The organism is Bacillus sp. OK048 (genome assembly GCF_900103525.1).
GTDB lineage: Bacteria > Bacillota > Bacilli > Bacillales > Cytobacillaceae > Neobacillus.
Genome location: NZ_FNHN01000004.1, coordinates 21828 through 45000, shown reverse-complemented (window position 1 = coordinate 45000; position 23173 = coordinate 21828). Strand labels below are relative to the sequence as shown.

General features: G+C 39.3%; 22 protein-coding genes. 19 read left to right on the top strand and 3 right to left on the bottom strand.

Annotated features, from left to right (window positions below; genetic code table 11):
- Window positions 1-36: 36 nt before the first annotated feature.
- From BLR86_RS08880 to BLR86_RS08855, 7 genes are all read left to right on the top strand, one after another.
- Window positions 37-222 carry a hypothetical protein gene (locus tag BLR86_RS08880; protein WP_090760451.1) on the top strand — a complete coding sequence of 62 codons (186 nt, stop codon included), beginning with the start codon at window positions 37-39 and terminating at the stop codon, window positions 220-222.
- Window positions 223-226: 4 nt separating this feature from the next.
- Complete coding sequence (locus BLR86_RS08875; protein ID WP_090761071.1) at window positions 227-1258, top strand: Delta(5) desaturase DesA; 1032 nt, start codon at window positions 227-229, stop codon at window positions 1256-1258.
- A gap of 148 nt (window positions 1259-1406) precedes the next feature.
- Window positions 1407-2540, top strand: coding sequence for a sensor histidine kinase (locus BLR86_RS08870; protein ID WP_090760448.1), 1134 nt, complete (start codon window positions 1407-1409; stop codon window positions 2538-2540).
- A 2-nt stretch (window positions 2541-2542) separates the two neighbouring features.
- Window positions 2543-3142, top strand: a complete 600-nt coding sequence (locus BLR86_RS08865; RefSeq protein WP_090760446.1) for a response regulator transcription factor — start codon at window positions 2543-2545, stop codon at window positions 3140-3142.
- 162 nt (window positions 3143-3304) lie between these two features.
- A complete protein-coding gene (locus BLR86_RS26625; protein ID WP_254782282.1) occupies window positions 3305-3988 on the top strand; it encodes an acyl-CoA dehydrogenase family protein in 684 nt (227 codons plus the stop codon).
- A gap of 95 nt (window positions 3989-4083) precedes the next feature.
- Window positions 4084-4920: an acyl-CoA dehydrogenase family protein gene (locus tag BLR86_RS26620; RefSeq protein ID WP_368086778.1), complete on the top strand. Its 837-nt coding sequence runs from the start codon at window positions 4084-4086 to the stop codon at window positions 4918-4920.
- A 414-nt stretch (window positions 4921-5334) separates the two neighbouring features.
- Window positions 5335-6099, top strand: a complete 765-nt coding sequence (locus tag BLR86_RS08855; protein ID WP_090760444.1) for a MerR family transcriptional regulator — start codon at window positions 5335-5337, stop codon at window positions 6097-6099.
- 89 nt (window positions 6100-6188) lie between these two features.
- Here BLR86_RS08855 and BLR86_RS08850 read toward each other — a convergent pair whose 3' ends face one another.
- Window positions 6189-6776 carry a YdcF family protein gene (locus tag BLR86_RS08850; protein WP_090761069.1) on the bottom strand — a complete coding sequence of 196 codons (588 nt, stop codon included), beginning with the start codon at window positions 6774-6776 and terminating at the stop codon, window positions 6189-6191.
- Between the two features lie 733 nt (window positions 6777-7509).
- Here BLR86_RS08850 and argC point away from each other — a divergent pair.
- The 12 genes from argC to BLR86_RS08790 all read left to right on the top strand — a co-directional run bounded on the left by argC (window position 7510) and on the right by BLR86_RS08790 (window position 22138).
- Window positions 7510-8547: an N-acetyl-gamma-glutamyl-phosphate reductase gene (gene argC / locus BLR86_RS08845; RefSeq protein WP_090760442.1), complete on the top strand. Its 1038-nt coding sequence runs from the start codon at window positions 7510-7512 to the stop codon at window positions 8545-8547.
- A gap of 49 nt (window positions 8548-8596) precedes the next feature.
- Complete coding sequence (gene argJ, locus BLR86_RS08840) at window positions 8597-9823, top strand: bifunctional ornithine acetyltransferase/N-acetylglutamate synthase (protein WP_090761067.1); 1227 nt, start codon at window positions 8597-8599, stop codon at window positions 9821-9823.
- 13 nt (window positions 9824-9836) lie between these two features.
- Complete coding sequence (gene argB / locus BLR86_RS08835; protein ID WP_090760440.1) at window positions 9837-10634, top strand: acetylglutamate kinase; 798 nt, start codon at window positions 9837-9839, stop codon at window positions 10632-10634.
- On the top strand, window positions 10631-11818 hold the full coding sequence (locus BLR86_RS08830; protein ID WP_090760438.1) for an acetylornithine transaminase: 1188 nt from the start codon (window positions 10631-10633) through the stop codon (window positions 11816-11818). The genes argB and BLR86_RS08830 overlap by 4 nt, the downstream gene beginning before the upstream one ends.
- A gap of 19 nt (window positions 11819-11837) precedes the next feature.
- Window positions 11838-12914, top strand: a complete 1077-nt coding sequence (locus BLR86_RS08825) for a carbamoyl phosphate synthase small subunit (RefSeq protein ID WP_090761065.1) — start codon at window positions 11838-11840, stop codon at window positions 12912-12914.
- Entirely contained in the window at window positions 12901-16137 is a 3237-nt protein-coding gene (gene carB / locus BLR86_RS08820) for a carbamoyl-phosphate synthase (glutamine-hydrolyzing) large subunit (protein ID WP_090760436.1), read from the top strand. Before BLR86_RS08825 ends, carB begins: the two co-directional genes overlap by 14 nt.
- A complete protein-coding gene (gene argF / locus BLR86_RS08815) occupies window positions 16121-17098 on the top strand; it encodes an ornithine carbamoyltransferase (protein ID WP_090760434.1) in 978 nt (325 codons plus the stop codon). The genes carB and argF overlap by 17 nt, the downstream gene beginning before the upstream one ends.
- A 76-nt stretch (window positions 17099-17174) precedes the next feature.
- Window positions 17175-18386, top strand: a complete 1212-nt coding sequence (locus BLR86_RS08810) for an argininosuccinate synthase (RefSeq protein WP_090760432.1) — start codon at window positions 17175-17177, stop codon at window positions 18384-18386.
- 61 nt (window positions 18387-18447) lie between these two features.
- Complete coding sequence (gene argH / locus BLR86_RS08805; RefSeq protein ID WP_090760430.1) at window positions 18448-19824, top strand: argininosuccinate lyase; 1377 nt, start codon at window positions 18448-18450, stop codon at window positions 19822-19824.
- A gap of 91 nt (window positions 19825-19915) precedes the next feature.
- Window positions 19916-20773 (top strand): carbon-nitrogen hydrolase family protein, encoded by an 858-nt coding sequence (locus BLR86_RS08800; RefSeq protein WP_090760428.1) that lies wholly within the window; start codon window positions 19916-19918, stop codon window positions 20771-20773.
- A 13-nt stretch (window positions 20774-20786) separates the two neighbouring features.
- Window positions 20787-21452 (top strand): GNAT family N-acetyltransferase, encoded by a 666-nt coding sequence (locus BLR86_RS08795; protein WP_090760426.1) that lies wholly within the window; start codon window positions 20787-20789, stop codon window positions 21450-21452.
- A gap of 17 nt (window positions 21453-21469) precedes the next feature.
- Window positions 21470-22138 (top strand): GNAT family acetyltransferase, encoded by a 669-nt coding sequence (locus tag BLR86_RS08790; protein WP_090760424.1) that lies wholly within the window; start codon window positions 21470-21472, stop codon window positions 22136-22138.
- Between the two features lie 546 nt (window positions 22139-22684).
- Here the strand turns inward: BLR86_RS08790 and BLR86_RS08785 are convergent.
- Both BLR86_RS08785 and BLR86_RS08780 read right to left on the bottom strand, forming a co-directional pair.
- Window positions 22685-22873 (bottom strand): YfhD family protein, encoded by a 189-nt coding sequence (locus tag BLR86_RS08785; RefSeq protein WP_090760423.1) that lies wholly within the window; start codon window positions 22871-22873, stop codon window positions 22685-22687.
- Window positions 22874-23017: 144 nt separating this feature from the next.
- Complete coding sequence (locus tag BLR86_RS08780) at window positions 23018-23152, bottom strand: YfhE family protein (protein WP_090760421.1); 135 nt, start codon at window positions 23150-23152, stop codon at window positions 23018-23020.
- Between the last annotated feature and the right edge of the window lie 21 nt (window positions 23153-23173).

The following is a 23173-nucleotide window of genomic DNA, read 5'->3' as shown; positions in this document are numbered from 1 at the left end:
TCCTTTGTAATTTGTATTCAATAGGTGGGACATCCCATGAGTAAAATAAAAAAATTTAAAAAACTACGGTTAATTATTTCTTGGAAAGCAGAAAATAAACATGCCCAAAAGGGGAGGAGAGGCTCGAAGTTCGAGCTTCTCCTCTGTTGCGTAAAAGGGGAATATGACATTTGTCATGTCTTAACAATGACAGATATGGATGAAAATGAAAGAAGGGATTAAAGAAATAATGGAACCAAATCAAAAGAGTTTACGGAAACAAGTCGCAGTGTATGAAAAATCCAATTTACGAGCAAGTATTTGGCAACTGGTAAACACTCTAGTACCTTTCGTTTTATTGTGGATTCTTGCTTATCATAGTCTTTCACTATCATACATACTTACTTTGGGGATCGCAGTCATAGCAGCTGGATTTTTGGTGAGGACATTCATTATTTTTCATGATTGCTGTCATCACTCCTTTTTTAAAAATAGAAAGGCAAATATGATTCTAGGAACGATAACGGGTATTTTAACGGTTTTCCCCTACCATCAATGGCAGCATGATCATTCAATCCATCACGCTACGAGTAGTAATTTGGATAAGCGAGGAACAGGAGATATCTGGGTCCTCACAGTAGATGAATACTTAGCAGCTTCAACATGGAAAAGATTGAAATATCGGATGTATCGGAATCCACTCGTTATGTTTGGACTTGGACCGATTTACGTTTTTTTGCTTAAAAACCGTTTTAATCGAAAAGGTGCACGATTAAATGAACGGTTGAACACGTATATAACAAATGTAGCTATAGTGACTATATCTGCTATTCTTTGTTTGACTTTAGGCTGGGAGCAATTCCTATTCGTGCAAGCCCCCATTTTTCTAATTTCAGGATCATTGGGGATATGGCTCTTTTATGTGCAGCACACCTTTGAGGATTCGTACTTTGAGGAAGATAAGCATTGGGAATATGTAAAAGCGGCGGTAGAAGGCAGTTCCTTTTATAAGCTTCCAAAGATCTTGCAATGGTTGACAGGAAATATTGGCTACCATCATGTTCACCATTTAAGTCCAAGGGTCCCTAATTATAAGCTTGAAGCGGTACATAATCATATACCCCCTTTGCAAAATGTTCCAACGATTTCGTTAGCAACAAGCATAAGTTCGCTTAAATTTCGGCTTTGGGATGAGCAGACGAAGAAGTTTGTTGGTTTTAAAGAAATAAAGGCCCTTGTAAAAAAACAAAAAGAGTACTTTAGACCAGAGAAAGCGTAGAAACGACAAGCCCACTAAAAAAGGGCTTGTCGTTATTTCTGTACTAAATGAAGGTAGTGTTCGAATACATAGTAGTAAATGAAGAAAAAGGGCAATTGTGGTAAGATTAAGTTAATTAACTATTTTATGCTGAAAATGAGGTTCTTTTATGTTGAAAAGGTATATAACCTTCCAAAAAAATAGTGGTATATCGCCCTATATTTGGACTGTTCTTTGCATATTGCCATTCTATTTTATTTTCCAGACGGCCTCGCCTATTAAAATCGTCGTCGGAATTATCCTTACGATTCTCTTTTTTATTTTCTATCGAATTGCATTTATTTCGAAAGGGTGGCCAGTATATCTCTGGACCTTCATCTTAATCGGTATTTCTATTACATCAACAAGCCTTTTCAGCTATGTTTATTTTGCCTTTTTCCTTTCTTATTTTATCGGCAATATCAAGGATAGGGTAACGTTTTTAACCTTATATTTTATTCATTTGATTAGTACCTCTGCTTCTATTAACTTTAGCATTGTTCAGCAGGATGAATTTTTTCTTAAACAATTGCCATTTGTCATCATCATTTGGATAAGTGTCATTTTGCTTCCCTTTAATATTCATAATAAGAATGAAATGGGGCAGCTGGAGGAGAAACTTGAGGACGCCAATAAGCGAATTTCCGAGTTGGTAAAGTTAGAGGAGAGACAGAGAATTGCTCGTGATCTTCATGATACATTAGGTCAAAAACTATCCCTTATTGGATTAAAAAGTGATTTGGCAAGAAGATTAATTACAAAAGATCCCGATCAGGCGCGAAATGAATTAAAAGATGTACAGCAAACAGCACGGACGGCGTTAAGTGAAGTAAGAAAAATGGTGTCGTCAATGCGTGGGATTCGTTTAAAGGACGAAATTGTCCGTGTGAAACAAATATTGAAAGCCGCAGAAATCACCTTCGAGGGAAACCAAGATATTTCAATTAAAAGTGTTCCTTTATTAACAGAGAACATTCTCAGTATGTGCTTGAAAGAGGCAGTGAATAATGTTGTTAAACATAGTGGTGCCAGCTCTTGCTCAATCTCAATTGAGCAATCGTGGAAGGAACTGGTGATGACCATTCATGATAATGGTGTATTTAAAAGTAATGGTGATAAAGAAACAAAGGGCAGCGGTCTTTTAGGAATGAGGGAACGCCTTGAGTTTATAAATGGCAGCTTAGAGCTTCTGACAAAAGAAGGTACAACTTTAGTAATCAGAGTACCCAATGATGTAAAGCCATCAAATAAAGAGGAGGCGTAAAAATGATTAAAATTGTAATAGCAGAAGACCAGCAAATGTTGTTGGGCGCCTTCGGTTCCCTGCTAAATTTGGAAGAGGACATGGAAGTAGTGGGGAAGGCTTCGAATGGGGAGGAAGCTGTTGCATTGGTCCAGAAGCATCAGCCGGATATTTGTATCATGGATATTGAAATGCCAGGAAAGACAGGCCTTGAAGCGGCAGAAGAGTTAAAAGGGTTAAATTGCAAAGTAATTATCTTAACAACATTTGCCCGAACTGGTTATTTTCAGCGTGCCCTAAAAGCAGGAGTGCGAGGCTATTTGTTAAAGGACAGTCCAAGTGAAGAGCTAGCAAGCTCCATCCGTCGTGTGATGGAAGGAAAACGCATTTACGCACCCGAACTTATGGACGATGTCTACAGCGAGGAAAATCCACTTACCGACCGCGAAAAAGAAGTACTTGAACTTGTCGCAGATGGAAAAAACACGCAAGAAATCGCAGAACAACTCAGCATCAAAACAGGAACCGTCCGTAACTACATCTCAACCATACTAGACAAACTAGACGTAAAAAATCGAATCGAAGCCATCAAACAATCCAAAGAAAAAGGCTGGTTCAAATGAAGCGGTGACAGGCACCACTCGTGGACAGTGTCCACCCCATATGGACACTTTTTCAAATATTTGAAGCAGGATGAGGGTCCTGTTTTTTTTTGGTTGGGTGCTTATGTCATAATTAGACTGAATATTATGAATAATTATAACGATAAAGGGAGTGAGCTTAGGATGAGATTAACTTCGCATGAAACGGGGACCAGGGGTAAGAATACTTATAGTTTCGACGAATTTGTTTTGAGACGTGAGAATTTGGATTGGTATGGAGATGATCCATTTTTGCAGCAGGCTGTGAGGAAATATACTGGTGCACAGTTTGAAGAAGTCCATGAGAAAATCCAAGCTTTTTCACCAAGGGTATCTTCGAAATGGAATCAATTAGCCGAACGAAATGCCAGACCCGAGGCTCGTCCTTATATGCTTCATTATGACGCTTTTAATCACAGAATTGATCGTATTGTCCGGCCGCTTGAGGTACATCAGTTAGAGAGCGAAGTATTTGGTGAAGGGCTTTTTTCGAGTAAGATGCCGCCATGGGAAAGCTTTGTTAAACGAATGTTGACACACCAAATCGGTGAAGGCGGAGTGACTTGTCCATTGACCTGTACGCATGGATTAATTGCACTTCTAGACCAATTCCCTAATCATGAAATACCAGAACTCCAAGAAATTTTACTACATACAAAAGAAGGCCTAAACGGTGAATTTGCGATTGGTGCTCAATTTATGAGTGAGATTCAAGGCGGTTCAGACCTGCCGGCAAATCTTCTAGAGGCAGTACCCGAGGGTAAATATTACCGCTTATACGGAAATAAGTTTTTCTGTTCTCTGCCCACGCTGATTATTCAGTGGTAACAGCAAAAATTACCGGTTCAAACAAAGTATCGACCTTTATTGTTCCGGCATGGCTCCCGGGAGATAAAGAGAAGGAATAGCGAAACAGCTATGACATCAACCGGATAAAATGGAAGCTTGGAACGTCCGAATTACCAACTGCCGAAATTCAATATAACGGGGCACTCGCCTATCCTATCGGTCCTAAGGATAAAGGAATTGCTGTCGCAGTCGGGATTGTTCTAACATTATCCAGACTGGAAATTGGAATTGCATGTGCAGGTTTCATGCTCCGTGCTTCAAGAGAGGCAAACCTATATGGTGACTTCCGAACCGTTTTTGGTAAAAAAGTTAAGGATTTCCCACTGACTGCTAGTAAACTGAGAAAAATTGAGTATGCTGCCAAACGGACGACTGCTGGTGCTTTTAAAATTTATGATCTCTTTTTACGCTTGGAGAAGCCTTTAAATCCAGGAATTAATTCAGACCATCCTATAGAAGTACGAAAGCAGCTATTTAACTTACGAGAACTCGTATTATTCCAAAAAATATGTGCGACAAATGAGGGAGCGGAAGTGCTTCGAGATGCGATTTCAGTCCTTGCTGGTCACGGGGTAATGGAGGAGTTCTCTGCTCTGCCAAGGATTTTCCGTGATGTTGTCGTCAATGAGCAATGGGAAGGACCCCGAAATCTGTTGCTTACCCAAATTTATCGAGATCTTCATAGAGTGGCAGACTGGTATGCGCCAACTGATTTTGTTCACACTCTATTAACTGGGGCATCACAAGAAACAATTGAGCAATTTTCAAATCAACTTGAGGATTTACTTCAAAGACCAGTTCTAGGAGAAGTAAATGAGGCTTCGATGAAAGCGGCGGAGGAATGGGACACATTTTGTGATTCCTTCTTTAAAGCTTATCAGGAAGTTGCTCTAGCTGAAATAGAAAAATAAAATGGGGGCATTTCCTTGGTGGGGAACACTTTGGTAATGCCTTTTTTTATTTATAGGCCCTGTTATTATTCATAGTTGCTTTTCGAGAAGGTATGATAATTCATAGACGGAGAATTTCCGGTTAATGTATATAGAGGAAGCTTTAGAAGCAAAAATAGGCGGAGATATTCCGACTAACTGCTCTAAATAAGACAAAATCCAAGGATTTGGATCATATAAGCGGAAAAGCTACCTTTATTTTAAAGGATATAGGGATGTTTTCCAAAATAACCGGAATTTCTCCGTTTATTTTTCAAGCGCAGTGAAATCAACATCCAATTATAATAGAGCCTATTTTTATAAAAAATTGGCAAACTAGGTATTGACCTTAACGTTGCGTAAAGGTGTATCGTTTACTTATGAGGAGGTGAACGCATGGAATATACCATACAAAAGTTAGCCAGTCTCGCAGGTGTCAGCACCCGAACACTCAGGTATTATGATGAAATTGGAATTCTTAAGCCGGCAAGAATCAATTCATCAGGATATCGGATCTATGGTCAGGAGCAGGTGAATCGTCTTCAGCAAATTCTATTCTATAGAGAATTAGGAGTCGGTCTAGACCGCATCAAAGAAATTGTAACCGCAGCTTCCTTTGAGGGTGCAAAAGCACTGCGGGACCATCGTAAAAAACTCCTCGATAAAAGAGATCAACTAGATAAATTAATCGCCAATGTCGATAAAACGATAGCCGTTACGGAAGGGAGAAGTACCATGTCAAATAAAGAAAAGTTTGATGGCTTTAAGAAAAAAATGATTGAGGATAATGAGAAAAAGTATGGAAAAGAAATTCGTGAAAAATATGGCAAGGATACGGTTGAAGCGTCTAATGCAAAAGTAATGAACATGACGCAGGAACAATATGACGAGGTCACAGCTTTAGGAGAAGAGCTTCATCTTACACTTGCGGAAGCATTCAAAACAGGTAATCCTGCTGGTGAATTAGCCCAAAAAGCAGCCGATCTACACAAGCAATGGCTAACCTATTATTGGAAAGAATATAGCAAGGAAGCACATGCAGGTTTAGCGCAAATGTATGTGGACGATGAACGATTTACAGCCTACTATGATAAAGAACAGCCAGGTACAGCAGAGTTCTTAAGAGATGCCATTCATATTTATACAGGCATGAAAAATTAGCTTAAGATTCACCCGCCTGATGGTTAGGGTAAGTTTTTGCAGAGAAGATTATTACGAAGAGAAACCGGCTAAAGATAAATAAGCCGGTTTTAATTTTGAAAAAGTTTAACAAGATAATATTTAGTTACAGCAAGATATTCCCTGCTATACGATTTAGGAATGGCTATGGCTGGAGTATCAGCGGGAAGGCCTTCTAAATTTAACCCTTGATCTCGCGCAATAGACTTGGCGCGATAAAGGTGAAAATCATTTGTTACTAATAGTCCTGTACGGAGATGTTTAGGAATGAGTATTTTTGAGTATCTAATATTTTCAACCGTGTCAGTTGATTTATCTTCTAAAAGAATCCTTGACTCATCGATTCCTTGTTGCAGTAATCCTCTTTTTATGGATTCAGCCTCACTAATATCCTCGCCTGTCCCTTGTCCACCTGAAGCTATGGCAATCGTCTTCTTATTTTTCTTCATATAGCTTGCTGCAGTGTCTATACGATATTGAAGGGAGAGCGAAGGTACTTCCCCTTTAACTCGAGCCCCAAGAATAATGATATAGTCTGCATGATTAGCTACATCAATATTCGTATGTTCTCTAATCTTAAAATGTAAAAAAGCAAAGTAAATAAAGATTATCAGTATTGCCAGTCTTATATAGATAAGGATAGATTTTCGCTTTTTCATGGCACCCAACCAATTCTCAACAAATATAGTAAACCTCTTATATTCTACCATAGTTTTCCATGTTAAGAGTGAGTAAGTTAAAGCAAATTCCAAGAAGTATTACAAGTGTTCATAGATATTTCTCCTGCCAAACTATGCTAGTTTATTAGGAATTTTTGGAGACCGAAAGTTTGGTGAATTACAGGGGAACTGGGCTTCATACAAGCGATGAAGGACAAAGTCTATTAAAAATGCCGTAGAAATGTCTTTCATAACCCCGATGAAGGACAAAGCCTATTAAAAATGCCGTAGAAATGTCCTTCATAACCTCGATGAAGGACAAAGTCTATTAAAAATGCCGTGAAAATGTCCTTCATTGCAAAATTAGTGGCAATACATAAAGAATTGTCTTTCATCCCCACAATCCCAAAAAATATAGGCAATTTAAATTGAGTCCTTATACTTTTAATCGAGGTCTGCAGGCTGAAAATAGGACATGTTCTCAAAAATCCTTCTATAGCGCTATTCACCATTTTTACCCATATAAACCTAACTTTTTTGGAAGTTTAAGCTTATGCTTATGCAATTTCCTGTATACTTTTTGAATAATCATGTATCACTAATTGTAAGCGTTTACAAATAATTAACTAATAAAATTAAATAAAAACTGAAAATTAGGCAATTTTATTATTGAATAATTATTATATCGTATGTATAATAATTCAGTATAAAGAAATCGCAGGAGATGAAATGTATGAAGGCAGCGATTATTGGTGGGACTGGGTACGGAGCAATTGAATTAATTCGATTAATACAAAATCATCCTTATTTAGAGGTTGGTACGGTTGTTTCAAACTCGCAAGCAGGTTCCGATTTTAGTGACAGTTATCCACACCTGTCTAACATTGTTAATCTAACACTTGAAAAATTTAATGCTGAAAAGATAAGCAAGGAAAATGAAATTGTGTTTCTGGCAACGCCTTCGGGTGTTAGCAGCTTGTTAGCTCCTCAACTAATAGATAAGGGTATTAAAGTGATCGATCTTTCAGGAGATTTCCGGCTAAGGTCGCAAACTGAATATGAAACATGGTATAAGCATTCCGCTCCAGCAGAGGAATATTTGAGTCAGGCAACCTACGGTTTAAGTGAGATTTACGCAGAAGAAATTAAAGGTGCAACACTTATTGCCAATCCGGGATGCTACCCAACAGCAACCAGCCTAGGTTTGTTGCCAATCTTGAAAGCAAATCTTGCTGACTCAAAATCTATTATTATTGACGCCAAATCTGGCGTCTCCGGTGCAGGCAGAGGACTTTCATTAACATCGCATTATGCAGAAATAAATGAAAACCTTAAAGCCTATAAACTTGGTGCTCATCAACATATTCCGGAAATTGAGCAAGTACTTAAAGATGAGACAGGTAGTTTAATAACCATTTCTTTCACAACCCACTTAGTACCGATGAATAGAGGAATCATGATTACAGCATATGTAAATTTAACGGGGAAGATTTCGACAAGTGAGGTACATGATTTATATAGTGAATTTTACAAAGATCATCCTTTTGTACGGATTAGGCCAGAGGGGACCTACCCAGCAACAAAAGAAGTTCAAGGAAGCAACTACTGTGACATCGGCTTACATGTTGACCCACGAACCAATCGACTTACGATCATTTCAGTAATCGATAATTTAGTTAAAGGCGCAGCAGGGCAAGCAATTCAAAATGCAAACTTAATGAACAATTGGGATATCAGGACGGGTCTAGATAGTATCCCAATGTATCCATAATGATAAATTTCGAGGTAACTAGTTTAGTAACAAGGGGGAAATTAAATTGATGCCAGCCATTTCAAATAAAGAAATCATTGTACTAGAAGAAGGAAGTGTTACCCTGCCAAAAGGCTTTACAGCAGGCGGCATGCATTGCGGGATTAAAAAGAAGCGTCTTGATCTAGGGTATATCGTGTCCGAAGTTCCGGCAACAGTTGCTGGCGTTTATACAACGAATATTTTTCAAGCAGCACCACTTTTACTTACTCAAGAGAGTATAGCGAAAGAAAATAAGATTCAAGCGGTCATCGTAAACTCTGGTAACGCAAATGCATGTACTGGAGAGCAAGGATTGATGGACGCCAATGAGATGCAAAAAGGATTTGCCAATGAGTTAGGGATCAAGGAGCATCTTGTTGCTGTTACCTCTACTGGAGTAATTGGTGAACTCCTGCCGATGGAAAAGGTGAAAGCAGGAATAAGTCAAGTTCTTCAGATAAAATACGCAACAGAAGAAAATTTTAAAAATGCAATCTTAACAACGGACACTTGCATTAAGCAAGTCGCCGTTCAAATAAAAATAGATGGAAAAACAATTTCAATTGGTGGAGCAGCCAAAGGTTCAGGGATGATTCATCCAAATATGGCGACAATGCTTGGTTTTATAACAACTGACGCAAATATCGCCCACGAGGATTTGCATGGTGCACTAAAAGATATAACAAATCAGACCTTCAACATGATTACCGTTGATGGCGATACAAGTACGAACGATATGGTTTTAGTCTTGGCAAACGGGTTAGCCGGGAATGACCAGTTAACAAAAGACCATCCGGATTGGGACCTCTTCAAATCAGGCTTAAAACTAGTGAGTGAAGAGCTTGCTAAAAAAATTGCCAGAGATGGTGAAGGAGCTACGAAGCTTGTTGAAGTTCAAGTTAACGGAGCCTACAGTCATGAAGCAGCAAGAGCTGTTGGAAAATCCATCATATCTTCAAATCTTGTAAAAACAGCCATCTACGGAACTGACCCGAACTGGGGAAGAATCATTACAGCAATTGGTTATTCGGGAATAGCTGTTGAGCCTAATGCATTAGTAGTAGCAATTGGCCCTTACAAAGTTTTCGAAAATGGCTTACCTAGTCCGATTGTGGAAGAAGAAGTAAAAGAGTACTTAGAAATGGAAACAGTTAAAATTCTTGTTGAACTCAACCAAGGTAATGAAAATGCAACAGCTTGGGGCTGCGACTTAACATACGATTATGTAAAAATCAACGCTTCCTACCGCACATAAGGAGTGGCTAAAAATGAAATATATTGTCATTAAGTGTGGCGGAAGTGTGTTAGAAAATCTGCCAAAGTCCTTTTATAAAGATGTTATAGCTCTTCAACAAACAGGAGAATGGACACCGATTATTGTCCATGGCGGTGGACCTCTAATTAATAAATTGTTAAAAAGCCTAAACGTAGAAACTACCTTTGTAAATGGTTTAAGAGTCACCAATAACGAGGTATTAGATATTGTAGAAATGGTGTTAAGCGGAACGGTGAATAAACAAGTTGTACGGAACATCATAGAAGCAGGCGGAAGTTCATTTGGTGTAAGTGGAGTGGATGGCAGTTTGTTAAAAGCCATTCCAACTTCAAATGAAAGTTTAGGTTTTGTAGGAGAAGTCGTAGAAGTAAATACTTCAGTCATTGAAAGTATCGTAAATCAAGGACATATACCTATCATTTCACCAGTTGGGATTGGAGCAGATGGACAGCGGTACAACATTAACGGAGATGTTGCCGCAAGCGCCGTTGCCAAGGCACTGGGGGCGAACCTTTGCTTTATCAGCGATATTCCAGGTATCTTAGTTGAAAAAAGTGGTGAAAAATCCAAACTAGATATAGTTACCAAATCAACAGTTGAAGAACTAATTGAAAATAAAACCATCTATGGCGGGATGATCCCAAAGGTGAAAGCAGCAATCGATGGTCTCGTACACAAAATACCTGAAGTAGGTATCATCGACGGTTTTACGAAAAACAGTCTAATAGATTACGTGAACGGCAAAAATATTGGAACAAAAATTGTTTTAGATGAGGAGCTTGTAAAATGACCATAAAAACTTCTGTTTCCCCAATTTCGCCAGTAATGGCTACGTATAGCCGCTTTCCTATCACGTTGGTTAAGGGGAAAGGAAGCTATGTATGGGATGATCAAGGAAAAAAATATTTAGATTTTACTTCTGGCATTGCAACATGTAACTTGGGCCATGTACCTGATGTTGTGAAAGAGAAGGTAGAAGAACAATTGCAGAATCTGTGGCATTGCTCAAACCTGTATAATATTCCAAATCAGCAGGAGCTAGCTGCACTGCTGACAGCCAATAGCTGTGGCGATCAGGTCTTCTTTTGCAACAGCGGAGCAGAAGCAAATGAGGCGGCCATAAAGCTTGCAAGAAGATTCGCACAGAAAGTTAAAGGAACAGATTCCTTTGAAGTTATTACCTTCCAACAATCCTTTCATGGCAGAACATTGGCAACATTATCTGCGACAGGGCAGGAAAAAATCCAACAGGGTTTTGCTCCATTAGTCAAAGGGTTTAGTTACCTGCCATTTAACGATATCGAAGCACTTGAGCAGTTAAAAACTCTCCAGCCAGCAGCCATTCTACTGGAACTTGTCCAGGGGGAAGGTGGAGTCATTCCAGCAAATCCAGACTGGGTAAAGAAAATCGCTGAAATTTGCGAGAAAAATGACATCCTATTAATGGTTGATGAAATTCAAACGGGAATCGGAAGAACAGGTACACTGTTTGCCTATGAACAATACGGCATTGAGCCAGATGTCATTAGTGTAGCAAAAGGTCTTGGTTCAGGGTTTCCGATTGGTGCCATCATTGCAAAGGAAAAGGCAGCAAAAGCGTTCGAACCAGGTACGCATGGAAGTACGTTTGGCGGAAATCCATTAGCAACTGCTGCTGGAGTTGCAACTATATCCCATATCATTGAAAGCAATTTGTTACAATATGTGAATGAAATTTCAGTGCACTTAGATGAACTGTTAACAAAGTTTAAAGAAAAGTACACTTTTATAGAAGATATTAGAGGAAAAGGTCTCCTAAAAGGGATCGTAGTTGGAGATAAGGCTCCTCAAATCGTTCAAAAGGCAATTGAAAATCAACTGTTGATTTTAACAGCGGGGCCAAATGTTGTTAGACTGCTTCCGCCATTAACAGCAACGAAAGAAGAAATAAACGAATTTATACAAAAGTTGGAAAAGGCTTTCCAAAGTATATAGAGAAAGGCGCGTGAGTGTTTTGGAAAATGGTTACCTTACTTTGGAAACCGGAGAAGTATTTGAAGGAATATTAATAGGTGCGAACAAGGGCTCATTAGGAGAAGTTGTTTTTAATACAAGTATGACTGGCTACCAGGAAATCATTACAGATCCTTCCTATGCAGGCCAGCTGATTACTTTTTGTTATCCGATAATCGGTAGTTACGGAATCAATGCAATGGACGATGAATGTATTTCACCATCATTAGCTGGAGTGGTTATTGGTGATCTATGTGAAACACCAAGCCATTACCAATCGATTAATAAATTCTCTGAAAAACTTAAGCAGGCAGGAGTTCCGGGGATTGCTGGTGTGGATACTCGATTACTAGTAAAAACAATCCGCAGCCGTGGGACGGTAAAGGGTTATTTAAGTAAGACGAAGCAACAGTCTTTTTCTGAAACCAATATAACACCACTTTGGGTAGAAAAGGTCTCTACAAATAAAATTCAAAATTTTCATAACGAAGGACCTCATGTAGTCCTGCTAGATTTTGGATATAAAAAATCAATCCTCAATGCGCTTCTAGATGAGAATTGTTCGGTAACCATCGTTCCATACAACACATCTTTTGAAAAAATTAAATCCTTAAATCCGGATGGAGTGTTATTGAGTAACGGACCTGGAGACCCAATGGCATTAAAACAATGGTTTCCAGAAATCAAAAAGATTACCCAGCATTATCCAACTTTAGGAATTTGCCTTGGTCATCAATTAATTGCCCTCGCTTATGGGGCGAAAACAGAAAAACTCGCTTACGGACATCGTGGCGGCAATCATCCCGTTAAAGAATTAACAACGGGCAAAGTGAAAATTACCGCACAGAATCATGGATATGTAGTAGTCGATGAAAGTATTGACGCACAAGTATTCCAAATCACATACCGTAACGTTAATGATCGATCAATCGAAGGATTAAAACACCGTCGTTATCCAATCCAAACGGTTCAATTTCATCCTGAAGCTCACCCAGGGCCAAGCGACACGGAATATATTCTCACAGAATTTGTAAGACAGATCATGTCAGCAGGAGAGAAACAATATGCCATTAAATAAAAACCTAAGAAAAGTAGTAGTAATTGGATCAGGTCCGATTGTCATCGGGCAGGCTGCAGAATTTGACTATGCCGGAACACAAGCTTGTATCGCTCTTAAAGAAGAGGGAATACAGGTGGTTTTAATTAATAATAATCCAGCAACGATTATGACAGATGAATCCGTTGCCGATAAAGTATATATCGAACCATTAAACGTTGAAACAATAGAAAAAATCATTCAAAAAGAAAAGCCTGATGGAATTATTGGAACGTTAGGTGGTCAAACTGGTTTAAATCTTACAGTAGAACTATATGAAAAAAATATTCTCCAAAAATACAATGTAGCGCTATTAGGTACCTCTGTAGAATCGATAAAAAATGGCGAGGACCGCGACAGGTTCCGCAGTTTAATGATAAAGATTGACGAGCCAATTCCGGAATCAGCGATTATTCATACCTATGAAGAGGGGGTAGCGTTCGTCAAGGAAATAGATTTTCCCGTTATTATCCGTCCAGCCTATACACTAGGTGGACATGGTGGCGGCTTTGCCCATACTGATGAGGAACTTGAAAATGTTCTGAAGAAGGGATTAGCAGCAAGCCCGATTCATCAGGTCCTTGTGGAAAGAAGCATTAAAGGCTGGAAGGAAATTGAATATGAGGTAATAAGGGATGCAAATGACACCTGTATTATTGTTTGCAATATGGAGAATATGGACCCTGTCGGCGTTCATACAGGTGATTCGATCGTTGTCGCTCCTTCACAAACATTAAACGATGTTCAATACCAAATGCTACGTAATTCTTCTCTAAAAGTAATAAGAGAATTAGAGATTATTGGCGGCTGTAACATCCAGTTTGCTCTTAATCCAGAATCCAATCAATATTGCATTATTGAAGTTAATCCAAGGGTAAGTCGTTCATCTGCATTAGCGTCAAAGGCTACCGGTTATCCGATTGCTAGGACGGCAGCTAAATGTGCGGTTGGTTATCATTTAGATGAGATTGTGAACCCAATAACAGGTAACACATATGCATCCTTTGAACCAGCGATTGATTATATAGTGGTTAAGCTTCCACGCTTTCCATTTGACAAATTTCCTGAAGCAGACCGTACATTAGGAACACAAATGAAAGCAACCGGGGAAGTAATGGCGATAGACCGGACCTTTGAAGGGGCACTAAATAAGGCGATCCGTTCGATGGAATCAAATACATTTGGACTTTGTCTGGAATCAAATAAAAATGTAGATAATGAGGTCTTATTAGAAAAACTTGAAAGACCAAATGACCAAAGACTCTTTATGATAGCAGAAGCTTTTAGAAGAGGCATTTCTTTAGAAAAAATTAAGCAATTGACGGAAATTGATTCATGGTTTTTATATAAAATTAATTCAGTTGTAGCCTTAGAAATGGAATTAGCTTCATATAGCTGGAGTGGTGTTCCAACAGAGCTTTTAAAAACAGCGAAGCGTCACAATATTTCCGATAAGCTGCTATCGCAGATTTTCCAAATAGATGAAAAGCAAATCAGAAGGAAATGGAAAGAACTTAATTGGAAACCGGGATACAAAATGGTCGATACCTGTTCAGCAGAATTTGACGCGGTTACCCCGTATTACTATTCAACTTGGCTTGGAGCAGATGAAGTAGAGGTGACAGGCACCAAGAAAATTCTTGTACTCGGATCGGGGCCAATCAGAATTGGTCAAGGAATTGAATTTGATTACTGTTCTGTACATGCAGCAAAGGCAATTAAGAAAATGGGCTATGAAGCAGTAGTAATCAATAATAATCCAGAAACAGTTAGTACCGATTATTCTGTCGCTGACCGTCTATATTTTGAACCGTTAACCGCCGAAGACGTTCTTACCGTCATTGAAAAAGAGAAGATTGAAGGCGTGTTAATTCAATTTGGTGGACAAACAGCGATTAATTTAGCACATGATTTAGAAGAAGAGGGAGTGAAAATTCTTGGGACAACAGTTGAAAACGTCGATCGCTTTGAGGATCGGGAGGAATTTTATCAGCTGCTAGAAGATTTGAATATCCCACATATTGTAGGCAAAACCGTAAATCATAAAGATGAATTGTTTGAAGCAGCAGCAAATTTAGGCTATCCAGTGTTGGTTCGTCCATCCTATGTCATTGGCGGACAATCGATGTTTACGATTTTTTCAGAGGAAGAATTGAACTATTATATCCAGCAGCTTGAGGAAAACAACTCACAGGAAAAAATGTGGCCTTTATTAGTGGATCGCTATATGCCAGGTCTTGAATGTGAAGTAGATGCGATTAGTGATGGAACGAATGTAGTTGTCCCAGGTATTTTTGAGCATATTGAAAGAGCAGGCGTACATTCCGGAGACAGTATTAGTGTTTTTCCACCCATTTCATTAGCGAAAGAGATAAAAGAAACATTAATTGATTATGCTGAAAAAATTGCTCAATCTGCACCTATTATAGGCATCATGAATATCCAATTTGTTATTTTTCAGAACCAGGTCCTTGTTTTAGAAGTAAATCCGCGTTCTTCACGAACCGTTCCAATCATGAGTAAGGTTACAGGAATTCCGATGATTGAGTGGGCCGTAATGGTTCAATTGGGAGTATCCTTGAACTCTTTATCGAATGAAAATGGTTTATTAGCAGAGCCAAATTATTATTCAGTAAAAGCACCTGTTTTTTCAAGAAGCAAATTAAAGGGAGTCGACCATGTACTAGGACCGGAAATGAAATCAACCGGTGAAGTGTTAGGTCTAGGAGCAACCTTCCATGAAGCGCTAGAAAAGGCTTTTCCAACCACAGCTGGAGAAACAGAAAACTATCTTTTCTGCTCGATATCTGATCGGGAAAAACAAGCCAGTCTATCAATTCTTCAACAATTTGTGGATCAAAATTACAAGTTAGCGGCAACGGAAGGAACGGCAAATTTCCTTAAGAAAAATGGGATTTCAATTGAAAAGATCGTAAAAGATAACCTAGATGTAAATGAACTTTTCCGAAACAATACCATTCAGGCAGTCATTAATATACCAAACCAAGGAAGAAATAAAATAAAGTTCGGATTTTACATTCGTGAACAAGCAACTCGCTATAATGTACCTGTGTTTACCCATCTAGATACAGTGGAGGCAATGATTGACCTTCAGGCTCAATCGAGTGCACCTTCAAACGTTCGAACTGTAACAGAGTATTATCAAATTGAAGAGAGCGGTGTGGAACATGTCAAAAGTAATTAAATGGAACACGAAAGGTGTATCTGGGCAGCTACAATTTAAGGGCAAGGATTTTTTAACCTTGTCCGATTTTCAATCAGATGAAATTCTCTATCTTCTTGAGGAAGCAAAGGAACTGAAAAGCCTCCAAAAGCAAGGAAAGCCACATCCTTACTTGAGCGGAAAGGTTCTAGGGATGATTTTTGAGAAGGCTTCTACTCGTACTAGAGTTTCCTTTGAGGTAGGGATGCTCCAATTAGGAGGCCATCCAATTTTCTTGAGTTCAAGGGATATTCAGATTGGCAGAGGAGAAAGTATTTCGGATACGGCAAAAGTGTTATCACGTTATATTGATTGTATGATGATTAGAACGTTTTCGCACAACACGGTGGAAGAGCTGGCAGAGCATGCGACCGTTCCGGTTATAAATGGTTTAACCGATTTGCATCACCCGACTCAAGTGTTGGCTGATTTATTAACGATTCAAGAGCATAAAGGCAAATTGGCTGGATTAAAGATGTGCTATTTAGGGGACGGAAACAATAATATGGCTCATTCATTAATGGAAGGTGCAGCCAAGGTCGGACTGGATATTAGTATTGCAAGCCCTCCTGGCTATTTACCTGATGGGAAGATCACAGAGAAGGCGATAGAAGCCGGCAAATTAACAGGAAGCAAAATTATGATTACTCATAATCCAGTGGATGCGATCAAGGATGCTGATATTGTCGTCACAGATGTGTGGACCAGTATGGGTCAAGAGGAAGAAACGGAAAAAAGATTAAAGGATCTTGCCGACTATCAAGTAAATGCTGAACTATGCAAACATGCAAAATCAGATTATATCTTTTTGCACTGTTTACCAGCACACCGTGGGGAAGAGGTTACGGCAGAAATTATCGATGGACCGCAATCGGTTGTGTTTGACGAAGCTGAGAACCGACTTCATGCTCAAAAAGCAATTTTAAAACTTTTGCTAGAATAGTAGATTTTTTTGAATTTTATTGTATAATAATTCTATTGGTTGAATATTAATTCATGTAAATGCGAGGAGAATATAAATGGCTAAGGAAAAAATTGTTTTAGCGTATTCAGGCGGATTAGATACTTCGGTTTCAGTTAAATGGATTCAGGAGAAATATGGCTATGATGTCATAGCTTTAGGTCTAGATGTAGGTGAGGGGAAAGATCTAGAAGCAATTAAGCAAAAGGCGTTGAACGTTGGGGCTGTTAAAGCTTATATGATTGATGCAAAAGAATTATTAGCAAAGGAATATATTTTACCAGCTTTAAAGGCGAATTGTTTATATGAAGGGAAATACCCTCTATCATCTGCGCTATCCCGACCATTAATTTCAAAATTATTGGTAGAAGTGGCTGAAAAAGAAGGGGCAGCAGCTGTTGCTCATGGCTGTACAGGAAAAGGGAATGACCAGGTTCGTTTCGAGGTCTCTATTCAGGCGTTAAATCCAAGTTTAAAGGTGGTTGCACCTGTTCGTGAATGGGGCATGACTCGTGATGAAGAAATTAAGTATGCAGAGGAAAATGGTATTCCAATTCCTGTAGATTTAGACAATCCTTTCTCCATTGACGCGAATATTTGGGGACGTGCCTGTGAAGCTGGTGTCTTAGAAGATCCATGGGCAGAGGCGCCTGAAGCGGCTTTTGACTGGACAGCACCAATTGAATTAACGCCAGACCAAGCGGAATATCTGGAAATTGAATTTGAGCAAGGAGTTCCTGTTGCCTTGAATGGTGAAAAGCTGCCATTGGTACAGCTTATTGAAACCTTAAACGAACTTGGCGGTAAGAATGGTGTTGGCCGTATCGACCATATTGAAAACCGTTTAGTTGGAATTAAATCTAGAGAAGTTTATGAAAATCCTGCTGCGTTAATTTTAATTAATGCACATAAAGAATTAGAATTTTTAACACTAACGCGTGAAGTAACCCAGTTTAAAACGCAAGTGGAACAGCAAATGGCGAAAATCATCTATGAAGGACTTTGGTACTCGCCAATAAAACCAGCTCTCGATGCCTTTATTGATGAAACGCAAAAGGTAGTTACGGGTACTATTCGCGTAAAACTCCATAAAGGAAACCATACAGTGGTTGGACGTAAGTCGCCACACAGCCTTTATAATGAAGAATTGGCCACTTATTCAAAAGGTGATGCCTTCGACCATAATGCAGCGGTTGGTTTTATCAAACTATGGGGACTGCCAACAAAGGTATATTCAGAGGTAAATAATAAAGAAACGATTATGAAATAATATGGGTGCCCTCGAAACCATTTTCGAGGGCAAACTTGTTAGATTCGAGGAGGGACCATCGATGTCCAAATTATGGGGCGGACGCTTTACAAAAGAAACAAATAAATTAGTGGAAGAGTTTACAGCTTCCATTTCGTTTGATCAAAAGCTTGCAAAAGAAGATATTGCCGGCAGCATGGCACATGTTCAAATGCTTGGTGAATGCGGCATCATTCCATTAGAGGATTCGGAAAAAATTAAAGCTGGACTGCTTGAAATAAAAAAAATGGTGGACCAAGATGAGGTCGAGTTTTTAGTAGAAGATGAAGATATTCATATGAATATTGAAAAGCTATTGATTGAAAAAATTGGCCCCGTTGGCGGCAAGCTTCATACGGGCCGCAGTAGAAATGACCAGGTTGCTACCGATATGCATTTGTACTTAAGAACAAAGACAACGGAAATCATTAAGTTACTTGAGGATGTTCAAGAATCTCTGCTTGTACAGGCAAAAGAGAATGTAACCACACTAATCCCAGGTTACACGCATCTTCAGCGTGCTCAGCCGGTTTCATTCGCTCATCATGTGATGGCTTATTTTTGGATGTTTGAACGCGATAAAGAAAGACTAATTGATAGTTTAAAGCGTGTGAATTGGCTGCCGCTAGGTTCTGGTGCGTTAGCAGGGACAACCTTTCCTATCAATCGCGAACGTGTTGCAGAGATTCTAGGCTTTGAAACGATTTATCCAAATAGTATGGATGCAGTTAGTGACAGGGATTTTATTTTAGAATTCCTTTCAATTGGATCGATCATTATGACACATATTTCAAGATTTTCTGAGGAACTAGTGATTTGGTCAAGCCAAGAGTTTCAATTTGTTGAGCTTGATGACTCTTTTTGCACAGGGTCCAGCATTATGCCGCAAAAGAAGAACCCAGATGTTCCTGAGTTGTTAAGAGGAAAAACGGGCCGTACTTATGGGAACTTGATTGGCTTGCTGACGGTCCTAAAGGGGTTACCGCTTGCGTATAATAAGGATCTTCAAGAGGACAAAGAGGGAATGTTCGATACCGTAGAGACACTTGAAGGATCCCTTATGCTGTTAGCACCGATGATTGAATCGATGACGGTAAATAAAGATATTATGCGAAAAGCGATTAATAATGACTTCTCTAATGCGACGGATATAGCTGATTATTTGGTGAGAAAAGGTCTGCCATTTAGGGATGCACATGAAGTTATTGGAAAAATTGTTTTATATGCGATTCAGCAAGGAAAATTCCTGCTTGATTTAAGCTTTGCAGAATACCAAGAGTTCAGTTCGTTATTTGAAGAGGATATATATAAGGTTTTAGCACCAGAACACGTTGTTGCTGTTCGAAATAGCTTCGGGGGGACATCACCGGAACAAGTGGTAAAACAAATTGAGCTTGCCGAAGGAAAACTAAGAAAATAATCGAAAACCACCTAAGGGTGGTTTTCATTTGTATTAATACCTAAATTATTAGATAATTTCCTCATACGGATAAACTAAGAGGAGGAAAATAATGAAATTACGCGTGTCTGTTGTTCAGTATCATTTACATACGATTCATTCTTTTGAAGAATTTGCTGCACAATGTGAGCATTATATAAAAACGGCTGAAGAATTTGGTGCGGAGTTTGTTCTGTTTCCAGAGTTCTTCACGACACAGCTATTATCGATAGGAAATGGACAGGGGCAGAGCCTAACAATAAATGACCTGCCTGGCTTCACCGAGCAATACAAAAAATTATTTCAGAACTTTTCCAAACAAACCAACATGCACATCATCGCCGGTACACATGTGATTGAAAATGACGGAAAGCTTTATAATACAGCTCATTTATTTTACCCTGATGGCAGGATTGGCGAGCAGGCAAAGCTTCATATTACCCCTACAGAAGTGAACGAGTGGAACATGGAGAAAGGTGACGGCTTTCAAATTTTTGAAACAGACAAAGGGAAAATTGCCATGCTCACCTGTTATGACATTGAATTCCCTGAAATCGTCCGCATGGCAAAAGCAAAAGGTGCAGATGTGATTTTCTGTCCTTCTTGTACCGATGACCGCCATGGCTTTCATAGAGTTCGTTACACAAGCCATGCACGTGCGGTTGAGAACCAGGTTTATGTGGTCCTAACTGGTACTGTTGGGGCATTACCAACGGTTGATTTCATGCGAGCAAACTTTGGTCAGGCCGTTATTATTACGCCAAATGATATTCCATTTCCTCCTAAAGGTATTCTAGTCGAAGGGGAGTTGAACAACGATATGGTTGTTACAGCGGACCTAGATTTAGACCTATTATATGAAGTAAGAGAACGAGGATCGGTCACAACCTGGCGAGACCGTAGAACAGATTTATATCCAGATTGGGAATAAGGGAGGAGCTGTCATGTATCATAGTCAATTTTACGTTTTTGACGGGAATATGCCAGTTCCAGTAGTTGTTCGTAATTACACTTCAAAAGATTTTGACGAACTCATTCAAATTCAGTCTGAATGCTTTCCACCGCCTTTTCCTTCAGAGCTTTGGTGGAACATAGAGCAATTAACCAATCATGTCACGTATTTTCCAGAGGGGGCACTATGTATTGAGGTAGATGGTGTATTAGCTGGTTCCCTGACAGCTCTGTGTGTCAATTTTGATCCAAACCACATGGAGCATAAATGGGAGGATATAACGGACAATGGCTACATTACAAACCATAATCCAAGTGGTGACACACTCTATATTGTAGATATTAGTGTCCGACCAAGTTTCCGAAAACTGGGTCTTGGAAAACTGATGATGCAGGCAATGTATCATGTCGTGATTCAGAAAAAACTAGTACGGCTGCTTGGCGGAGGCAGAATGCCTGGCTATCAAAAGAAAGCAGATACGATGACACCCGATCAATATTTACAAGAAGTGATAACGGGAAAATTGAAAGATCCTGTGATTACCTTTTTACTCCGCTGTGGAAGGCTGCCAATCGGTATTGTAGAAAATTACCTTGATGATGTGGAATCCTGCAATTATGCTGCATTAATGGAATGGAAAAATCCATTTATAAAATAGTAAGGGAGTATTGAATAATGGAATATAAACGTATTACGAGTATTACTGATCCAAATTTTAAAAAACTTCATGACTTAATGAGAGGAATTTTCCCTCCAGAGGAAGTTTTAGAGTATGAGTTATGGAAGGAGCCTTTAGAGGATCCAAGTATCCGTGTTTTTGTTGCAATTAATGGAGATGAGGTTGTAGGGGCAACTGAGTACCGATATTACCCTGATTGGAATATAGCGATGACAGATTTCACTATTATTAGCCGACCAGGTCTTAGCCTAGGAAGGTTTTTAGCGCAAAACCGCTTAAAAGATTTGCAGCAGCTAGCTGTTAATAACGGTAAAGAACTTTTTGGTATGTTTGCTGAAATCTACGATCCATATCGTGTGGGACACGAATTTGGAGATGTAAAGGTAATGGACCCTTATGTCCGGCGCGAGGTTCTTTCTCATTTAGGCTATAAACGAATTGATTTAGACTATGTACACCCTTCTTGGGAAAATAATGGTGAAGCTGTTAAGGGACTTGATTTCTGCTTCATGCCAATGAACGATGAGCTAGATGCTATTCCTGCGTCCTTTGTGGCTGATTTTCTGTCCACCTATTACTCCATTCTTTCCAATAAGCCAAAGGAATGGTTAGATATGATAGAGGCCTTAAGGCAAAAGGAAACGATCACTTTATTACCACTATAGATGTTTCTAACACAGTCAACTTAATAAGTTCACATACTATTCATATTTCTAACGTTAATATGTTAAGAAACTGTGAAAGCCGTTGTTATTGGTTTTGAAGGAGAGTATAGTGAAGATGTAAAGGAGATAGTGATTCCATTCACAATCTCCTAGTATCGTTACCGGGTCCTATGCTGTTTTTAAGTGGCAAAATCTCTCTATAGGACTCGATAATTTAATCATTTTTTCCCCCTCTAAACTTTTAAAGAAGCAGGAATTCCTGCTTCTCTTTTTTTGATAAGAAAATGTACGTTTTTGAACTTAGAATACTGTCTAGCTCCAGCGCCCTAGCGGCTAGTGTCCTTCGCTCTCCGCCCTTCGATAAGTCAACATCGAATCGCCTCCGGCTCTTCGTGTTTCCTTTATCTTGGTTGGAGCGCTCCACAAGGAACGCTTCGGCAGCATAAGCTTCGCACGAAGGAAAAGCGTTAGCTTTTCCGAGGAGGCCATACGCCGCTGAACAGGGCGCTTACGCTTTTCTTTTATGCTGTCTATCTTTAAAAAGGGTTACTTTCTTCGTTTATTTGTAACGCGCTGGTTGGCTGCATTTGCACGTGCCATTGCCTCAAGATCTGCATGATCAGCAAATTCTGCCGAATACTCCACATCATTTCCATCAGATTTCATGTTCTTAGGTACCTGTGGAAGTGACCCTTTGTTCTTATCACGAGTTTTATGTCCTTGAGCACGACCCATTACAAAAACCCCTTTCAAAGTTAGCATTTAGGAACTTAAAATGGTTCCCTTAATTAGACTTTCCTATTTGAAAGAGTTCATGAATGGAAAAAACTCCAACTTGCCGAGCTCCAGTCACCGTTAAGCAGGCGTATTCCGCTTTTCTTATAAACGAGTTTTTTTGTCATGAAAACCGCCGGCACGGTCAGCCATTTTAAATTCGCGTTGATAGGATACTTCCTGCATACTTGTTAGTGAATATTTGCCCTTATCCTTATCTTTTTTCTTTTTTTCAGCCATTTTGCCCATTCCTTTCAACAT